Annotated in this window: 19 protein-coding genes; 7 read left to right on the forward strand and 12 right to left on the reverse strand. The window is 70.9% G+C overall.

Annotation, left to right across the window (positions count from 1 at the left end; translation table 11 throughout):
- Nucleotides 1-30 precede the first annotated feature (30 nt).
- From H8B08_RS00705 to H8B08_RS00720, 4 genes are all read right to left on the reverse strand, one after another.
- Complete coding sequence (locus H8B08_RS00705; protein WP_187448310.1) at nt 31-804, reverse strand: DUF72 domain-containing protein; 774 nt, start codon at nt 802-804, stop codon at nt 31-33.
- Nucleotides 805-841: 37 nt separating this feature from the next.
- On the reverse strand, nt 842-1,957 hold the full coding sequence (locus H8B08_RS00710; RefSeq protein WP_187448311.1) for a 2OG-Fe(II) oxygenase: 1,116 nt from the start codon (nt 1,955-1,957) through the stop codon (nt 842-844).
- Nucleotides 1,958-2,013: 56 nt separating this feature from the next.
- Nucleotides 2,014-2,355: a hypothetical protein gene (locus H8B08_RS00715; protein WP_187448312.1), complete on the reverse strand. Its 342-nt coding sequence runs from the start codon at nt 2,353-2,355 to the stop codon at nt 2,014-2,016.
- A 137-nt stretch (nt 2,356-2,492) separates the two neighbouring features.
- Nucleotides 2,493-3,479 (reverse strand): NAD(P)H-quinone oxidoreductase, encoded by a 987-nt coding sequence (locus H8B08_RS00720; protein ID WP_255500602.1) that lies wholly within the window; start codon nt 3,477-3,479, stop codon nt 2,493-2,495.
- Nucleotides 3,480-3,547: 68 nt separating this feature from the next.
- On the opposite strand from H8B08_RS00720, the gene H8B08_RS00725 reads away from it, so the two are divergent.
- Nucleotides 3,548-3,754 carry a DUF1192 domain-containing protein gene (locus H8B08_RS00725; protein WP_163261878.1) on the forward strand — a complete coding sequence of 69 codons (207 nt, stop codon included), beginning with the start codon at nt 3,548-3,550 and terminating at the stop codon, nt 3,752-3,754.
- Nucleotides 3,755-3,830: 76 nt separating this feature from the next.
- Nucleotides 3,831-4,346 carry a DUF1465 family protein gene (locus H8B08_RS00730; RefSeq protein ID WP_240454710.1) on the forward strand — a complete coding sequence of 172 codons (516 nt, stop codon included), beginning with the start codon at nt 3,831-3,833 and terminating at the stop codon, nt 4,344-4,346.
- A gap of 6 nt (nt 4,347-4,352) precedes the next feature.
- On the opposite strand, the gene H8B08_RS00735 is transcribed toward H8B08_RS00730, so the two are convergent.
- The 3 genes from H8B08_RS00735 to rpmE form a co-directional block, all read right to left on the reverse strand.
- Nucleotides 4,353-5,891 carry a murein L,D-transpeptidase gene (locus tag H8B08_RS00735; RefSeq protein ID WP_222934243.1) on the reverse strand — a complete coding sequence of 513 codons (1,539 nt, stop codon included), beginning with the start codon at nt 5,889-5,891 and terminating at the stop codon, nt 4,353-4,355.
- A gap of 93 nt (nt 5,892-5,984) precedes the next feature.
- The gene (locus tag H8B08_RS00740; protein WP_255500603.1) at nt 5,985-7,625 is read right to left on the reverse strand and encodes a murein L,D-transpeptidase; all 1,641 of its coding nucleotides are present in this window, start codon (nt 7,623-7,625) and stop codon (nt 5,985-5,987) included.
- Between the two features lie 137 nt (nt 7,626-7,762).
- Nucleotides 7,763-7,987, reverse strand: coding sequence for a 50S ribosomal protein L31 (rpmE, locus tag H8B08_RS00745; RefSeq protein ID WP_163259259.1), 225 nt, complete (start codon nt 7,985-7,987; stop codon nt 7,763-7,765).
- A gap of 105 nt (nt 7,988-8,092) precedes the next feature.
- Between rpmE and H8B08_RS00750 the strand changes: the two genes are divergently transcribed.
- A complete protein-coding gene (locus tag H8B08_RS00750; protein ID WP_187448313.1) occupies nt 8,093-9,931 on the forward strand; it encodes an ABC transporter transmembrane domain-containing protein in 1,839 nt (612 codons plus the stop codon).
- A gap of 80 nt (nt 9,932-10,011) precedes the next feature.
- Nucleotides 10,012-10,986: a glycosyltransferase gene (locus H8B08_RS00755; protein WP_187448314.1), complete on the forward strand. Its 975-nt coding sequence runs from the start codon at nt 10,012-10,014 to the stop codon at nt 10,984-10,986.
- Nucleotides 10,987-10,999: 13 nt separating this feature from the next.
- Here H8B08_RS00755 and H8B08_RS00760 read toward each other — a convergent pair whose 3' ends face one another.
- From H8B08_RS00760 to thiE, 4 genes are all read right to left on the reverse strand, one after another.
- Nucleotides 11,000-11,806: an inositol monophosphatase family protein gene (locus tag H8B08_RS00760; protein WP_187448315.1), complete on the reverse strand. Its 807-nt coding sequence runs from the start codon at nt 11,804-11,806 to the stop codon at nt 11,000-11,002.
- 54 nt (nt 11,807-11,860) lie between these two features.
- Nucleotides 11,861-12,427, reverse strand: coding sequence for an elongation factor P (efp, locus tag H8B08_RS00765; RefSeq protein ID WP_187448316.1), 567 nt, complete (start codon nt 12,425-12,427; stop codon nt 11,861-11,863).
- A 118-nt stretch (nt 12,428-12,545) separates the two neighbouring features.
- Nucleotides 12,546-14,228 (reverse strand): HAMP domain-containing sensor histidine kinase, encoded by a 1,683-nt coding sequence (locus tag H8B08_RS00770; protein WP_187448317.1) that lies wholly within the window; start codon nt 14,226-14,228, stop codon nt 12,546-12,548.
- 57 nt (nt 14,229-14,285) lie between these two features.
- Entirely contained in the window at nt 14,286-14,951 is a 666-nt protein-coding gene (gene thiE, locus H8B08_RS00775; protein WP_187448318.1) for a thiamine phosphate synthase, read from the reverse strand.
- Nucleotides 14,952-15,104: 153 nt separating this feature from the next.
- Here thiE and H8B08_RS00780 point away from each other — a divergent pair, with 153 nt between their 5' ends.
- The 3 genes from H8B08_RS00780 (at nt 15,105) to H8B08_RS00790 (ending at nt 16,538) form a co-directional block, all read left to right on the forward strand.
- The gene (locus H8B08_RS00780; RefSeq protein ID WP_163259265.1) at nt 15,105-15,290 is read left to right on the forward strand and encodes a (2Fe-2S)-binding protein; all 186 of its coding nucleotides are present in this window, start codon (nt 15,105-15,107) and stop codon (nt 15,288-15,290) included.
- 13 nt (nt 15,291-15,303) lie between these two features.
- Nucleotides 15,304-15,804, forward strand: coding sequence for a bacterioferritin (bfr, locus tag H8B08_RS00785; protein WP_187448319.1), 501 nt, complete (start codon nt 15,304-15,306; stop codon nt 15,802-15,804).
- Between the two features lie 167 nt (nt 15,805-15,971).
- Nucleotides 15,972-16,538, forward strand: coding sequence for a TspO/MBR family protein (locus tag H8B08_RS00790; RefSeq protein ID WP_187448320.1), 567 nt, complete (start codon nt 15,972-15,974; stop codon nt 16,536-16,538).
- A gap of 40 nt (nt 16,539-16,578) precedes the next feature.
- Here H8B08_RS00790 and H8B08_RS00795 read toward each other — a convergent pair whose 3' ends face one another.
- Complete coding sequence (locus tag H8B08_RS00795; protein ID WP_187448321.1) at nt 16,579-17,205, reverse strand: DUF2799 domain-containing protein; 627 nt, start codon at nt 17,203-17,205, stop codon at nt 16,579-16,581.
- Nucleotides 17,206-17,219 lie beyond the last annotated feature (14 nt).

Here is a 17,219-nt window from a genome sequence, read left to right on the forward strand (position 1 = left end):
GGCCTTTCGGCCGGGCGCGGATCGAACGATCTATAGGCCGCTTCGTTGCCGAAGGGAACTGCGAACGGCGGTCTTCGCGCGGGAATCCATGTGATTTAACAGGCGTTCGGCGTCCTTCGGGGCGGCGCTCTTCACGTCGTTGTCGAAGTAGACGTAGGCGTCCAGGCCGCGCTTGCGCCAGGCCTTCAGCCGCCGCGCCCAGTCCGTCAAAGTCTCGTCCGCATACGATCCGACATAGCGCCCGCTGGAACCGTGGCCGCGGACGTAGACGAAGCTGGCCGTGGCCTCCCAGGGCGCGGGCGCGTGGTGGTGATCCGAGACGCACAGCGCCGCGTCGTGCGCGCGCAGCAGCTCGAAGACGGCGGCCTCGTACCAGCTGGGATGGCGGAACTCGACGACGCAGCGGCGCCCCTTCGGCAGCAGGGCGAGAAAGCCGGCCAGTCGCTCGTCGTCGCGCTTCAGGTTGGGCGGCAACTGGAACAGCACCGGCCCGAACCGGTCGCCCAGCCCGTCCATGCGCCCGAAGATGAAGCCGAGGCTTTCGCCCACGTCCTTCAGCCGCTTGGTGTGGGTGATGAACCGCGAGGCTTTCCAGGCGAACAGGAACCCCTCGGGCGTGCGTTCGCGCCAGGTCGCCACCGCCTTTTCGCTGGGGACCCGGTAGAAGGACGCGTTGATCTCGGTCGTGTCGAAGCGGGACGCGTACCAGGCCAGCAGGCCCGCCGCCTTCGTGCCCTCCGGATAGAATGGGCCGATCCAGTCCTTGTAGGTCCAGCCGGAAGTGCCGACGCGCAGGTCCGCCATGAGGCCCTAGCGCGCGGGCGGGCGGCGGCGTTCCCGGTCAGGCGGCCGGCGAGTCGCCTGACCGGTAGGCGCCCACGCCCTCGCCCAGGTGGGCGTTGTTGGCCTCGCGCAGCCTGGCGGCGGCCTCGTCGTAGAGGAACGGCAGGAAAGCGTAGCGCCGTCCGCGCGTGACGGGAGCCACGGTGTGGAGCAGGCCGCAGCCGAACACCACCGCCCCGCCGGTCGGGGCCTTGTACCGGCGCGGGCCGAACTCCGGGAACATCAGCTCCCCGCCTTCGTAGGCTTCGGCGTTCAGATTGATGGTTACGGCGAAACGCCGGTGGGCGGTGCCGGCGGTGGTGTTGTCGCGGTGCGGGCGGAACCAGCCGCCGGTCTCCCCGTCGTAGCAGGCCACCAGGTGGCGCTCCATGCGGGTCACCTGGAACTGGAAGGCCTTGGCGATCTCCGGGACGATCCGGCGCTGGATACGGGCCTTGGCCGCCTGGATGACCGCCGCGTCCTGGAGTTCGTGGTCGGTGCGCCGCTTGAAGGCGTGGTCCAGCACCAGCACGGTCTTGCCGTCGATCTCGCGCATGAAGCCGGAGTCCTGCGCCTCGCCCTGCTCGTAGATCTCGATCAGCCGGCGGCAGAACTCGGGCTCGAACACCCGGGGCAGGATCAGCACCGGGGCGTGGATCTCGGCCCCGGCGTGGTCCTCCGGGGGCGGCAGGGTGGCCAGCAGGTCCGCGACCGCTCCGATCCGCTCCAGCGGCGCCCTGGCCAGCACACGCAGCATCGGATCGAGCAGCAGACAGAACGGACGGTAGCCGTCGTCCTCGCCGGCCGCGCCGTAGAGGCGGCTGACGGCGCGCTCGAAATCCAGGAAGAAGCGCACGCCGGGCAGGCTTTCGACCAGGCGGCCCTGGGCCTGGTCGTCAGGATCGGTGCTGACGCCGAAGAAGGAGGCCCGTTCGTCGTCGAACAGCGGCCGGCGCGCCTCGACGGCGGCCAGCGCCGCCCGCGCCTCGGCCGAGGCGGCGGAGCCCAGGAAGGCCAGCACGACGTAGCGGCCCGCGACCGTGTCGAACACGTAGCGAGGGTTGCTGGTCGAGGCGACCCGGAACCAGGGCGCCGGATCGCCAGGGGACAGCGTCGTGCGAGGATCGGGGCTCATGAGCTCTCCGCGGACAGGTCCGCGAGACTAGCCGCGAGCGCCGCCGGCGCAACACGCTAAGGCTTGGTGGCCAGCCTGATGACGCTGTGGCGCGCGCCGCCGTGGACCGTGAACAGCTCGGCCTGGGCGCCGTCGGGTGAGATCACCAGCACCATGGTGGCGTACTCGGCCCGGCTGGCGCCGCCGATCGTGTTCGGCTTCAACGTCAGCTCCAGGCCGCCGTCGGCCGTGGGCTTGCGATCGACCACCTTGCCTTCGCTGAACACCGAGCCGCCGTCGCCCTGCTCGCTGACCGCCAGCGAGTAGGTGCCGTTGTGGACCTCGACGAAGTCGCCGCTTTCCGCTTCCCACGTGCCCTTGCCCGAAGGCTGGGCCAGGACCGGAGTCGCCAGAAACACTGAAATCAGAAACGCCGCCGCGTGCCGACGAACAAACGCACGCGGATCGCTCGACCGAGCCATGATCCCCTCCGTGCACTCTGAGCGCGAAGGTTAACACGAAAAGCTCGGCTGTAACGCTCCGTCGGAAATCCGCCTCAGGCGGTCAGCACGACCTTGCCTACGTGGGTTCCCTCGTCCAGCCGGCGATGGGCGTCGGCGGCGCGCTCCAGAGGGAACACCGCGTCGATCGGCGGCTTCAGCAGCCCGGCCTCGACCCACGGCCAGACGTGGGCCTCGACCGCTGCGGCCAGGCGGGCCTTCTCGTCCGGGTCGCGCGCGCGCAGGGTCGAGCCGGTCACGGTCAGGCGCTTGAGCATGATCCGGCGCAGGTCCAGTTCGACCGTCGCGCCGGCCTGGAAGGCGATCTGCACCAGCCGCCCGTCGGTGTTAAGGCACTCCAGGTTCCGCGACACGAAGTCCCCGCCCACCATGTCGAGGATCACGTCGGCGCCGCCGGCCTCGCGCACGGGGGCGACGAAGTCGCTCGCGCTGGAATCGATCGAGAGGTCGGCGCCCAGGCTCTTGGCCCGCGCCGCCTTCTCCGCCCCTCGCGAGGTGGCGATCACCTTGGCCCCGGCGGCCTTGGCCATCTGGATCGCGGTCACGCCGATGCCCGAGGTGGCGCCATGCACCAGCAGGGTCTGGCCGGCCTTCAGCCCGCCGCGCTCGAACACGTTGGTCCAGACGGTGAACACGGTCTCGGGCAGGGCGGCGGCGTCGACGTAGGAAAGTTCGTTCGGAATCGGCAGGGCGTGGCGGGCGTCGACCGTGGCGAACTCGGCGTAGCCGCCGCCGCCCAGCAGCGCCGTCACCTTGTCGCCGACGCGCCAGCGCACGGCGTCCTCGCCGACCATGGCCACCTCGCCGGCGACCTCCAGGCCCAGCACGTCGGGGGCGCCCGGCGGCGGCGGGTAAAGCCCCTGGCGCTGCAACAGGTCCGGGCGGTTCACCCCGGCCGCGTGCACCCGGATCAGGATTTCGTTCGCCTTCGGCCGCGGCACGGGAACTTCGGCCAGGGTCAGGGCCTCGGCCGGGCCCGCGCCGCCGCGCACCTCGATCGCGCGCATCACCTCAGCCCTCATGCTTGCTTTCCCATTAAGAGCGGGGTTCACATAGGCCTTCGTTCCGGGCCGAGCAAAGAGGAGGGCGTATGTTTGAAGACCTTCCCCGCCCGACAGGCCGCGGCGCGGCCTTGGCGGACTTGAAGCGTGAGGATCTCGACCTCTACGGGGTCGAGGAACTGGAAGAGCGAATCGCCGTGCTGGAAGCCGAGGCGGCGCGCTCGCGCGCGGCGCTGGACGGCAAGCAGGCGAAGAAGAGCGCGGCCGACGCGCTGTTTTCGTTCAAGGGTTCTTAACGGTTGGCACGGCCGTTGCAGCGCGCCGGCCGTGACGAGGCGCGGGTCTCGTCTCGGCTGCACAGGGGGCAATGAGTTGATCGATCAGGACGCGGACATCTCCGTCGCCCAAGCCGAAACGGTGCACGACTTCGCCTGTTCGGAACTGTTCGACCGCACCTTCCGCGAAGGCATGGAGCTGGTCGAGGAGACCGCCGCCTACCTGGACGGCGACGGCCGCCGCGACTCCAAGCTATTGTCCCGCTCCGCCGCCCTGGCCTACGCGGGCGAGAGCATGCGCCTGACCACCCGGCTGATGCAGGTCGCCTCCTGGCTGCTGGTCCAGCGCGCGGTGCGCGAGGGCGACATGGAGGCCCGCGAAGCCTGCCTGCCGCGCTATCGCCTGGGCGCCCAGGCCGTGTGCCAGGCCGAGCCCGGCGCGCACGTCGAGGACCTGCCGGCCGACCTGCGCGACCTGCTGGACCGCTCCGAGCGACTCTACGACCGCGTGCTCTACCTGGACCGCAAGATGTTCGTGGATGGCCCCGTCGAGGAAGCCGCCCACCCGGTGCTGTCCCAGTTCGGACGGTTGCAGGCCGCCTTCGGGGGCTAAGCGTTCCTACGGGCCGAGCGGGGCGGTGACGTCCCGCGCCGTCGCCAGCCGATCGCGGCCCTTCACGCCCATCGCGCGCGCCAGGTCGTCGTCCCACCCGTAGACGTCGGGCCGGAAGGCCACGCGCCCGTCCGCATCGACGAACACCGTGTGATAGAGCAGCCGCACCGGCACGCTCCGGCCCAGGTCGACGCGCTCGGTCTTGCCCGACACCAGGGCCGCGTCGAATTCCGCGCCCTTGCCGCTCTCCTCCGCCAGCTCCCGCGCGAACTCGACCGCGCCGTCCACGCGCACGCAGCCGTGGCTGAGATGGCGCTCGTTCTCGGCGAACAGGTCCTTGGACGGGGTGTCGTGCAGGTAGATGGAGTGCGGGTTGTCCATGTCGAACTTCACCTGCCCCAGCGAGTTCTTCGGGCCCGGCCGCTGGACGATCTGGCCGTCGCGCCAGGACATGCCGTGGCTGCGCAGGTAGCCGCGGCCCTTGGGGGCGATCTCCTTTTTCGCGATCGAGGCCGGCACCACCCAGGGCGGGTTCACCACCAGGCTGTTGAACGGGGAGCCCAGCGAGGGCGTGGGGTCCTTGGGCCGGCCTGCCACGACCTTGGCCACATGCACCGGAACGCCGTCGCGCCAGTAGGTCAGGACGGTCGAGGCCGTGTTCACGTCGATGCGCGTCTGCGGGACGACGCGGCTGAGCCAGCGGCGGCGTTCCAGATTGACCGCGATGCGGGCGGCGCGGTCGCCCGGGCTCTCGGAGAGGGCTTCGGCGGTGTCGTCGCCGATCAAGCCGTCGGCGTTCAGGCCGTGGTCGGTCTGGAAGCGCGTCACCGCGGCCACCAGATCGGGACCGTAGCTGGCCGGGGCGGGCGCTTGGGCGCCCGACGCGGGCAGATAGCCTTCGACCGCCAGGCGGGCCTGCAGGGCGCCCAAGCGCGTGTCGCGGCCGCCGGGGGCAAGCTTCGCGCCGGCCGGCACGCGCGGCCAGTCGCTCGTCTCGGCGAGCTTGCGGTAGCTCACATAGGCTTCCGACAGGGCCACGTATTCCTTGTCCTGGGGCGCCAGCGAGGCCAGCCATTCGCCGACCTCGCCGCGGCTCAGGGCGGCGGAAAGGCCGGGGGCGGGGTTCAGCCGGTTGCCGTCCAGCTCCCAGATCGGATTGACCGTGGTCGGATCGACCACGCCCGACGACAGCGCGCCGGCGTAGGCCAGGGCGGCGCGGGTCAGGCCGACGTCGCGCGCCGCCAGACCGGCCTCGGCGGGCGGGATCAGCTTCAGGTAAGGCGCCGGATCGAGCCCCTGGCGGTCGGCCTTGCCGATGGCCTCGATGAGGGATGTGGCGTCGGCCTCGGTCCAGGCGGCCTGGTTCTGCCGGGCGGCGTAGAAGCTCCGCACCGACATCTCCCGCCCCTGCAGGGCGGCTTCCATCTCGAGGGGAGAAAGCGCAGGCGCTGAACGCTCGCCCGACTGGCCCAGGGCGTCGGCGCCGCAGGCGCTGGTGGTGAAAATCACCGCCGCGCAGGCGGCGTACATCAGGGGACGCGGCATCCTCTACTCGTACAGAACTACCCGTCCTGAACGCGTAGCGTCACGATAGGTGGCGACCCCTAAGTGAATATCGTCGGAGTCCCAGCGATCGACTTACGGGCCGACGTCGGTCGGGTCCTGCACGGTCGTGCCGCCCGGCAGATAGACGTCGATGCCCAGAGCTTGGGCTAGCTTGGCGTCGCGCCCGTAGACGTCCGGGCGGAAGGCCACCCGGCCCTGACCGTCGACGAAGGTGGTCCAGTAGAGCAGGCGCACCGGGATCGAGCGCGACAGCTGAACCCGCTTGGTCTCGCCGGAGGTCTGCAGCTCGTCGAACTGCTGCAGGGCGGTCGGATCCGGCTCCAGCAGCAGGCGCGCGAACTCGACCGCGTTCTCCACGCGCACGCAGCCGTGACTGCGGTGGCGCTTGGGGCTGGCGAAGGCGCTCTTCGTGGGCGTGTCGTGCAGGTAGATGGCGTAGGAGTCCTGCAGCTCGAACTTCACCTGGCCGAGCGCGGCGTTCGGCCCGGGGCGCTGCACGACGCGACCGTCCTCGGTCACGTACATGTTCTCGGCGGCCAGATAGCCGGCGCCCTTGGGCAGGATTTCCTTGGCGGCGATACCGGCCGGGACGTTCCACGGCGGGTTGGCCACCAGCGAGCTGAACTCCTTCTCCAGGCTGGGGGTCTGGTTGCGGGAGGTGCCCACCACCACGCGGCTGGCGTGGTAGGGCGCGCCGTCGCGCCAGTAGACCATGATGGCCGCGGCCGTGTTCACCTCGATGCGCTCGGACGCCAGCTGGCGGGGCAGCCAGCGGCGGCGCTCCAGGTTCAGCGCGATCTGGCGGGCGCGGTCCTCGGCGGTGGCGGCCAGGGCGGACTGGGTGTCGCCCCCGATCACGCCGTCGCCCCCCAGGCCGTGGCGGACCTGGAAGCGCTGGACGGCCTCGACCAGGGCCGGGTCGTAGGTCTCGACCTCCATCGTGTCGGCCAGGTCGCCTTCCGCCACCAGGCGCGCGACCAGGGCCGGCAGGCGCGGGTCGGCGTCGCCGGGGCGGATCACCGCGCCGGGCTCGAACTTCGGCCAGCCGCCCTTGGCGGCCAGGTCGCGGTACTTCAGATAGCCGGCCGACAGGTTGGTGTAGCCGAGGTCGCTGGGAGCCAGGCTGTCCAGCCAGGCGCGCACGCCGTCGCCGTTCAGCGCGGTCTGCAGCCCCGTGGCGCCGTCCAGGCTGTTGCGGCGAAGCTCCCACAGGGTCTCGACCGTCGACGGGTCGACCCGGCCCAACGCCAGGGTCTTGGCGTAGAGCAGGGCCGCGCCGGTCAGCCGCGCGTCGCGATCCAGGTCGCGCGTCTTGCCCAGCACCGGCACGTAGCTCTTCGGGTCGAGGCCGTGCTTCTGGGCCTCGTTCAGGACCGCCAGCAGCTCGGCCTCGCTGGCCTTGTTCCAGGCGGTCTTGTCCTTGCGCGCGACGTAGAAGCGCCGCACGTCGGCGGCGACCTCGGCCGGCACCGCCGGCAGGTAGGCGTCGACCGCGGTGCGGGGCAGCGGGACGGGCGGCGCGGGCGGGGCCTGCGGCACGACCATCGGCGGGGTCGAGGCGGCCGGCCTGGCCGTCGGCGCGGCCGGCTTTAGCGCTGCGGGAGCGGGCTGGCCCGCCGGCGCCGGAGCCCGGCTCTGCGACTGGCTTTGGGCGTGGGCCGTGCCGGCGACGAGCGCGGCGGCGGCGCTTGAGATCAGAAGCGCTCGGATCATTCCCATCCGAAATCCCGGAAGCGCGGCCTCATTATGACCGCCGCGTTAATGCGCGGTAACGTTAGGCTGTGAGGCCCAAAAAGCAAAAGCGCCGGTCGACGACCGGCGCTCTTTCTTCGTCCGCTGATGCGGCCGGGTCACTTCTTGAGGAAGCCGCCGAACTTGTTGGTGAAGCGCGACACGCGCCCGCCCCGGTCCAGCAGGGTCTGGTTGCCGCCGGTCCAGGCCGGGTGGGTCTTCGGGTCGATGTCGAGGTTCAGGGTCGCGCCTTCCTTGGCGTAGGTCGAACGCGTCTGATAGGTCGTCCCGTCCGTCATCACCACGGTGATGAAGTGATAGTCGGGGTGGATGTCCTGTTTCATCGGCGCGGCGCCCAAAGATAGTCGCGTAAATGGAAAACCCGCCGGTGGTCCCGGCGGGAGCGCGGCTCTATACACGCAGCCTGCTCAGAAAGGCAAGAGGCGCACATGAGTTCCACCGAGGCCGCGTCCGAGGCCCGGGGCCGGCCCAATCCCGGCGCGATGGTTGTAGGTCAGATCGCCGACGAGGCCCGCCGGCGCGAGAAGAAGCGCGACGTGCGCCCGTTGGGGCGGTTGCTGCCTTTCATGCTGCGGCACAAGACCGACACGGGCCTGGCCCTGCTGTTCCTGTTCTGCTCGTCGGCTGCGACGCTCGGTCTCACCGGCGCCTCGCGCCTGCTGGTCGACCACGGCTTCGCGACCGGAGGCGGGGGAATCGACCGCTGGTTCCTGCTGCTAGGCGCCGTCGCCATCGCCTTGGCCCTGGCGACGGCGCTTCGGTACTTCTACGTGACCAAGTCGGGCGAGCGCACGGTCGCGGACCTGCGCAAGGCGGTCTACGCCCACGTCATGACCCTGGATCCGGCCTTCTTCCTGAAGATGCGCACGGGCGAAGTCCTGTCGCGCATGACCACCGACATCCAGATCGTGGAGACCCTGCTCAGCACCTCGATCTCGGTGGCGCTGCGCAACATGGTCATGCTGTTGGGCGCGGTCGCCGTGCTGTTCTGGGTGAGCCCGCGCCTGACCGCGCTGGTGCTGCTGCTGGGGCCGGTGGTGTTGGCCCCCATGTTCCTGGTCGGCCGGCAGGTGAAGAAGCTGACCGTCCAGTCGCAGGACCGCTTCGCCCACGCGGTCGGCTACGCCGGCGAAAGCCTCGACGCGCTGGAGACCGTGCAGGCCTTCGGCCGCGAGAAGAGCGCCACCGCCCAGTTCGGCTCGGCGGTCGAGGGCGCCTTCTCCGCCTCGCTCAAGCGCATCCGGGCCCGTGCCTCCATGACCGCTCTGGTCATCACCCTGATGTTCTGCGGCATCGCCGTGATCCTGTGGCTGGGGGCGCGCGCGGTGATCTCCGGCGACATGTCGGCCGGCGCCCTGGCCCAGTTCGTCTTCCTGTCCTTCCTGGCGGCCGGCTCGGTCGGTTCGCTGGGCGAGGCCTGGGGCGACGTGCAGAAGGCCGCCGGGGCCATGGAGCGAATCGACGAGCTGATGCGCGAGCGGCCCTCCATCGCCGCCCCGGCCCAGCCGGTCGCTCTGCCGGTGAAGCCGCGCGGCGAGGCGGCGTTCGAGAACGTCACCTTCGCCTATCCCGGCCGGCCGGACCTGCCGGCCCTGAACGGGTTCACCCTGGACGTCCGCCCGGGCGAGACGGTCGCCCTGGTCGGCCCCTCGGGCGCGGGCAAGAGCACCGTCTTCCGCCTGCTGCTGCGCTTCTACGATCCGCAGTCGGGCCGCATCCGCATGGACGGGGTGGACCTGCGCGACGCCGATCCGCGCGCGGTGCGCGAGCGCATCGCCCTGGTCGCCCAGGAGGCGCCGTTGTTCTCGGGCTCGGCGCTGGACAACATCCGCTTCGGCCGCGAGGCCGCCTCGCGCGACGAGGCGGTGGCCGCCGCCGCCGAGGCCCAGGCGCTGGCCTTCCTGGAAGCGCTGCCGGAAGGCCTGGAGACGCCGCTGGGCGAGCGGGCCCGCTCGCTGTCCGGCGGCCAGCGCCAGCGCCTGGCCATCGCCCGCGCCCTGGTGCGCGACGCGCCGGTCCTGCTGCTGGACGAGGCCACCAGCGCCCTGGACGCTGAGAACGAGCGGCTGGTGCAGCAGGCGCTGGACGAGGCGATGAAGGGCCGTACCACCTTGGTCATCGCCCATCGGCTGGCCACCGTCCTGCGCGCCGACCGCATCGTGGTCATGGACCAGGGCCGCGTGGTCGAGGAGGGCACGCACGCCGACCTCGTCGCCCGCGGCGGCCTCTACGCGCGCCTGGCCGAACTGCAGTTCCAGGGGGCCTGAACTCTCCCCTGGGTAAAAACCCCAGGGGAGGAAACGGGGGGCGGGGCTGAGCCGTTGGTGCGGATCGCCCAGGAGATTCGATGCCCGCTCCGGTGTCCCTGCAGGTCGTCGTCTGCACCTACAACCGCGCCCAGCACCTGGACGCGACGCTGGCGGCGCTGTCGCATCAGCGGGAGGCCCCGATCCCCTGGTCGGTGCTGGTCGTGGACAACGCCAGCACCGACGACACGCCCGCCGTGGTCGACGCCTGGCGGGGGCGCGTGCCTGGGCTGCGGCGGGTGCTGGAGTCGGAGCCCGGCCTGACCTCGGCCCGCCGGCGGGGCGCGCGGGAGGCTTACGCCGACTGGATCGCCTTCGTCGACGACGACAACCTGCTCGCGCCGGACTGGATCGCGCAGGCCGCGGCCGCCATCGCGGCGCATCCCGAGGCGGGCGGGTTCGGCGGAAAGATCGTGCTCGATTTCGAGGCGCCGCCGCCGGCGTTCCTGAAGGGATTCGGCTTCTGCTTCGCCGAGCAGGACCACGGCGAGGTCCCCTGCGAGGTCGACAACCTGGCGGGGGCCGGCATGCTGCTGCGCCGCGCCGCGCTCGAGGCGTGCGGCTGGACGCGCCAGCCCCTGCTCGCAGACAGGAGCGGCGCGCAGCTGATCTCCGGCGGCGACGTGGAGATCTCCCAGCGGGTGCGGGGCGCGGGTTACGCGCTCTGGTATGCGCCCGGTTGCGTGCTCCGCCACCAGATCCCCGCCAGCCGCATGACCCGGTCCTACTTGTTGAGGATGAGCGAGGGGCTGGGCGTGTCGGCGAGCCTCGTGAACGCGCTCGGCTGGCCGGGCCCGTACACGGCCTGGCGGGATCAGGCGAAGGACAACGCCTGGCGATGCGGGGTCTGGGCGGCCGGCGAGCTCCGGCGCGCCCTCATGCGTCGCTGCGGCGTGACCGCGGCGCTGGCCTGGCTGTGGTTCGCCGGCGGCATGCGCCGCGGCGTTAGGACGGTCGAAAACATGCCAGACGACCGGCGCGCCGCCTTCTTCGGAGCGGCGGCGCGCAGGGCTTAGCGTCAGAGCGCGCTCAGGCGGCGCGCAGCTTCTCGATCAGCTGCGGGTGCAGGTCGAGGTTGGCGGCGCAGATGGAGACGCCGCTCTTCGGGTCGCCGTCCTCGTCGATGGTCGTGACCTTGCCGCCCGCCTCCGTGACCAGCAGGATCCCCGCCGCCACGTCCCAGGGCTTCAGGTTGCGCTCCCAGTAGGCGTCGTAGCGGCCCGCGGCGACCCAGGCGAAGTCCAGAGCCGAGGAGCCCAGGCGGCGCACGCCGGCCACGCGCTGGGTCAGCTGGTGCAGCTCCTTCAGGAACTGGCCGTGGCCCGGACGGCCGACGAACGGAACGCCGGTGCCGATCAGGGCGTCGTCCAGCCGGTTGCGGCCGGCCACGCGGATGCGCTTGTCGTTCAGGAAGGCGCCCTTGCCCCGCTCGGCCCAGAACAGCTCGTTCAGGATCGGGTTGAAGGTGACGCCGGCCACGATCTCGGTGCGGCCGTCGGCTTCGCGCCGTTCCAGGGCCACGGTGACCGCGAAGTGCGGCATGCCGTGCACGAAGTTGGTGGTGCCGTCGATCGGGTCGACGATCCAGGTGTGGGTCTTGTCGGTGCCTTCGACCAGACCGCGTTCCTCGCCCAGGAACCCGTAGCCCGGACGCGCCTTGAGCAGGCTCTCGAACAGGGCGGCCTCGGTCTTCAGGTCGGCCGCGGTGACGAAGTCGCCCGGTCCCTTGCGGGAGACCTGCAGCTCCTGGACCTCGCCGAAGTCGCGCGCGAGCGGACGGGCGGCCTTGCGGACCGCGTCGATCATCACCTGAAGCAGGGCGGAGGGCGTGCTCACGTCAGCATCCAAACTCCGCTCGCCCCGTCCGGGACGGGGCGAGCGGTAAAAAGGTTAGTCCGCGCGGCGGACGTACTCGCCGGACTCGGTCGACACCACGATGCGCTCGCCGGTGGTCATGTACGGCGGGATCATGATGCGCATGCCGTTGTTGGCGATGGCCGGCTTGTAGGACGACGAGGCGGTCTGGCCCTTCACGGTGGGCTCGGTCTCGACCACTTCCAGGGTGACGTATTCCGGCAGCGACAGGCCGATCGGGCGCTCTTCATGCGACTCGATGGTCACTTCCATGCCGTCCTGCAGGAACTGGGCGCGCTCTTCGCCGACCCAGTCCTTCTGCAGCTCGATCTGCTCGTAGGAGACCTTGTCCATGAACACCAGGACGTCGCCCTGGTCGTAGAGGAAGGTGTAGTCCTTCTGCTCCAGGCGGACGCGCTCGACCGTGTCTTCCGACCGGAAGCGTTCGTTCAGCTTGGTGCCGGTGATCAGGTTCTTCAGTTCGACCTGGGCGAAGGCGCCGCCCTTGCCCGGCTTCACGTGGGCGGTCTTCACCGCGACCCACAGGCCGCCGTCGTGCTGTAGCACCATGCCCGGTTTGATGGCGTTGGCGTTGATCTTCATGGGAAGCGGTCCCGCGAAAGGGGCTGAAATTCGGCCGCGGAACCTAGAGTGCGAACGGGAAAAGTGGAAGCCGGATTTTCGGGGGCGGCGAGCACAGGCGTAGCCGCTGCGCCGCGGCTCAGGCCTGGGCGGCGGGAAGGTCGACCCAGAAGCGGGCCCCGTCGCCCGGCCGGCTCTCGAAGCCGATGCGGCCGCCCTGCAGTTCCGCGAGCCGGCGCGCCAACGCCAGGCCGATGCCGTGGCCCTCGATCTCCGACTTTTCCATGCCCAGCCGGTTGAACGGCTCAAACAGCTCGGTCTGCTTCTCCAGCGAGATGCCCGGGCCGCGATCGATCACCTCTATGCGGGCGGTCTCGGCGTCCGGACGGGACAGGCGGAAGATCACCACGCCGCCGGAGCGCCCGTACTTCACGGCGTTGGTCGCCAGGTTGGTCACCACCTGCGACAGCCGCACGGAGTCGGCCAGCGCCACCAGGCGGTCCTGGGCCGGTTCGACCACGAAGCGCAAGCCCGCGGATTCCGGCCGCACGGCCACGGCGCGGCGCACGTCTTCGGCCAGGCCGTCCAGGTCCACCGAGCGCAGGGTGACGGCGACGCGGCCGGCCTCGGCGCGGGCCACGTCCAGCAGGTCGTTGGCCAGGGCCTCGACCTGACGGGCGGTGCGCACCAGCATTTCCGACATTTCCGCCTGGGTCGGCGACACCGGGCCGAGCTGGCCGGAGGCCCACAGCTCGCCGATGCCGATCACGCCGGCGACCGGGCTTTTGATCTCATGGCTGACGTTGGCCAGCAGGCGCGACTTGGCGGCGCTGGCGGCCTCGGCGCGCAATTGGCCGGCCTGGGCGGCCGCGGCCAGGCGGTCGCGCTCGTCCAGCAGGGCGGCGACGAGCAGGATCGGCACGCAGCCCAGCAGGACGTAGAGCTGGGTGACGCGCAGCTTGGTCTCGACCATGCTGAAGGCGCCCAGCACCACGGGGCCGGTCTCGAGCATGACGCCGGCGATCGCGCCCAGCGCCACGATCAGGATGGCGCTGGCCGCTCCGAACAGGCGAAGGCGAACCGCCGCCAGCAGCAGCATCGGGGTGATCAGGAAGCCGATCGCGAACTTCGACTGGAGGAAGGCGACGGCCGTGACCACGGCCATGCCCAGCAGGATGGCGGCGGCCTCGAGCAGGCGGCGCGGCCGGCGCCATTCCTGGAGACGCTCGGACGTGACCGAAAGGCCTACGGTGCCGACCACCGCCAGGCCCAGGGCGTGGCCGAACCACCAGGTCTCGACCGAGTGGCGGAACTCGCCGAGCCCGGCGGCGGCCAGGCCGGCGCCGGCGAGCAGGGCGCCGGGCAGCGGCGAGACCAGCGGTACGGCGAGCAGATAGCGGGCCAGGCCGTTCAGGCTGGACAGGTCGAACCCCTGCGGCGCCACCCGGCGGGCCAGGAACACGGCGGTGGCGACCTCCAGCATGTTGGCGACGGTGAACATCGCCGTCTGGGTCAGCGAATTCCCGACCAGGACGTTGGCGGTGGCGAAGGCCACGGTGATGAAGAGGGCGTAGGCCGCGTCGAACTCGGTGCTGCGCGGGCCGCGCAGCCAGCCGGCCACGGCCACGCCGCCGGCGCCCCACAGCGCCGCGACCAGGCCGGTCATGCGCGTGGTCAGGATCGCGGCGACGCCCAGCACGAGGACGAGCACGGCGGCGACCAGGCATGCGGTGACGCGCGCGGAGCGGAGCTCCGATGTCGAACGGGGACCCGCGGCCGCTTCCGGCGCCTGATGGGTGGTTGCTGCGTAGGCCTCGGCCATTAGGTCCGGCCTCCTCGCCAGACTCCGATCTTGGCCGGCTAACAGAACACGAGGATTCTAATTTTGATTGAACGGGTTCCGTTCTTTCAGGCCGGCCTCGATCTCGGCCAGGAAGGCGCGCACCGCGGCCGCGGGGCCGTCCGGCCGCGCCCAGACCCCGGCGCTGACCGCCAGGAAGTCGGCCCCCGCGCGCACCAGCGGGCGGCAGTTCTCGACCGTGACGCCGCCGATCGCCACGCAGGGGACCTCCATGGTCTCCTGCCAGATCGACAGGATTTCCGGGTCGGCGCGGGTCGGCGCCTCCTTGGTCGTGGTCGGAAAGAACGCGCCGAAGGCGACGTAGTCGGCCCCGGCCTCGGCCGCCTCCATGGCCAGGTGACGGCTGTCGTGACAGGTCACCCCGACCATGCCGTTCGGACCCACGGCCTTGCGCGCGTCGGCGAAGGACGCGTCGCCCTGGCCGATGTGGACGCCGTCGCAGCCGAGCGCGCGGGCCAGGTCGGGCCGGTCGTTCATGATCACCGCCACGCCGTGGGCGTGGGCCAGCGGCAGGATCGCCCGGGTCGCCTCGGCGACGGCGTCGTCGGCGGCGCCCTTCAGCCGGATCTGCAGCGCGGCGACGTCGCCGGCGCCCAGCGCCGCCTCCAGATCGCGCAGGAAGCCCGCCAGGTCGGGCAGGGCGGGCGGGGTGATCAGGTAAAGGCGGCAGAGCGGCTCGGTCATCGGCGCGGGAATGGGCGCGCGCGGCCCGGGGGTCAAGAGGCTGGGGTCAAGGCGCTGGGGGCCGTGCTGCGGCGGCTGGTCGCGACTGAGAACGATTTGCAGGTGTGCGGAGTTGTGCTATCGAGAGTCGTTCTCAATCAGTGGGTCCGCCCCGTGTACGTCTGCAACTGTAACGGAATCCGTGAACGCGAGGTCCGCGCGGCCATCGACGCGGGCGCCGTGCGTCCGAAACAGGTTTTCGATCGTTGCAACGCCGCGCCTCAGTGCGCCAAATGCGTGTGCGACATGCGGCGGATGATTCAAGAGTCCGAGGAGGCTCTGCGCTTCGCCGCCGAATGAGGAGGCGGGGCTGATGAAGGGCGATCCGGCGATTGTGAAGCTTTTGAACGCGGTGCTCACCAACGAGCTGACCGCGGTCAACCAGTACTTCCTGCACGCTCGGATGTTCGAGAGCTGGGGCTTCCACCACCTGGGCAAGATCATCTACGACGAGTCGATCGGCGAGATGAAACACGCCGACCGGCTGATCAAGCGGGTGCTCTACCTCGAAGGCCTGCCCAATCTTCAGGACCTGCACAAGCTGCGCATCGGCGAGACCGCGGTCGAGTGCATGGGCGCCGACCTGGCGCTGGAGGTCGAGGGCCGCGCCCTTCTGGTCGACGGCGTGCGCGCCTGCGAGGCGGCCTCGGACTTCGTCAGCCGCCGGCTGCTGACCGACATTCTGGCCGACACCGAAGAGCACATCGACTTCCTGGAGACCCAGCTGTCGCTGGTGGAGTCGCTGGGCGAGCAGAACTACCTGCAGAGCGCCATGGGCCAGATCCAGACGGACTCCTCGGCCACCGGCAACTGACCCAAGACGGCCCGGAGCCTTCCCGCTTCGGGAAGGCTCCAAATTCCTGGAGTTGGAGCGCGACGGCCGCCGAAACCGGCGTCCACTTTCGGCTGTCGCGCTCTATGGCGTCGCCGGAACCGCCGCCGGAGCAACCTGTTTCCTCTCCTCTACGGACGGAGAGTTCCATGTTGCAGGCGGGCCGGGACGCCTTGGCTGATTTCCTCAACAGTCGCGATCGCAGCGCCGGCCACGTGGCGCTGGGCGTGGTGCTGTGCGTCGGGGCCGTCGCCCTGTCGGCGGCCATCGCCGGCCGCAACGCGCCGACCCCGCGCAATCCCCAGGTGAAGGCCGACTACGACGCGCTGGAGAAGCCGGCGATGCAGCCGCCGCGCCAGGTGTTCGGCCTGGTCTGGCCGGCCCTGTTCTCCATGCTGACCTGGTCGGGCCTGCGGATCTGGAACGCGCGCGGGCCGGAGCGCGACCGCGCGTTTGCGCTGTGGGCGGCGATCCAGGGCCTGCAGGCGCTGTGGATGGCCTGGGGCCCCCGCCATCGGCTGGCGCAGTTGCTGACCGCCCTGACCACGCTGGGGGCGACGGCGGCCTATGTGAACGCCGCGCGCAAGGTCGACGGCAAGGCCGCGGCCATGGTCGGGCCGTATGCGGGGTGGATCAGCTTCGCCAACGTCCTGACCGAAGAGCTGTGGCGCAAGAACCGGCCGGCGCAGACGCCGACCCGTCATACCGTCCATTAGAGCGCGATAGCCGCCGGTTTCAGCGGCCAATGCGCATCACTCAGACGTCGCCGTAGACCGAGGCGAAGCGCGCGCGCAGCTCGTCCAGGTCGCGCTGGGCGCGGCTCTCGTCGCGCTTGGCGCGCTCCATGGCGTCCAGCGCCCGCTCGCGGTCGTTGCGCAGGCGCTTGAGGCCGGCGCGGATCGACTCGCGCTCCTGGGCGGTCAGCTTCGGGTCGGCCAGCCGGCCCTCCTGCTGGCGCATTTCCTTTTCCAGCCGCTCGGCCTCGTAATAGGCGGAGCTCGCGTCGGAGCTGGCGCGATCGACGTCCTGTTTGGCCGCGTAGATCAGCTTGCCGTCGGAGTAGCCGGCGAGGAAGTCGGGCTCCAGGTCGGCCGGGCAGACGCCGGCATAGCTCGAGCCGGCCGCGCCGACCCGGAAGCCCCGCTGCGGCTGGCAGTAGTCGAGCAGCCCCTGCTCGCGGCCGCGCTTCCAGGCCGTGACGTCGGGCTTCACCCCGTGCGGCGCGCAGGCCTTGGCGTGGTCGTCGACCCGGCTCATCGGCGCGCCAGCCGCGCCGTCGCGCAGGCCAATCCCCTGCCAGTCGCCGGCCAGGCACTCGTTCTTGTCCAGCGTGGCGCAGCTGCCGAGCAGCAGCAGGGCCGGCACGATCAACAGACGACGCATGGAAACGCTCCCCC

Origin of the sequence: Caulobacter sp. 17J80-11, from assembly GCF_014349105.1 — a bacterium.
GTDB lineage: Bacteria > Pseudomonadota > Alphaproteobacteria > Caulobacterales > Caulobacteraceae > 17J80-11.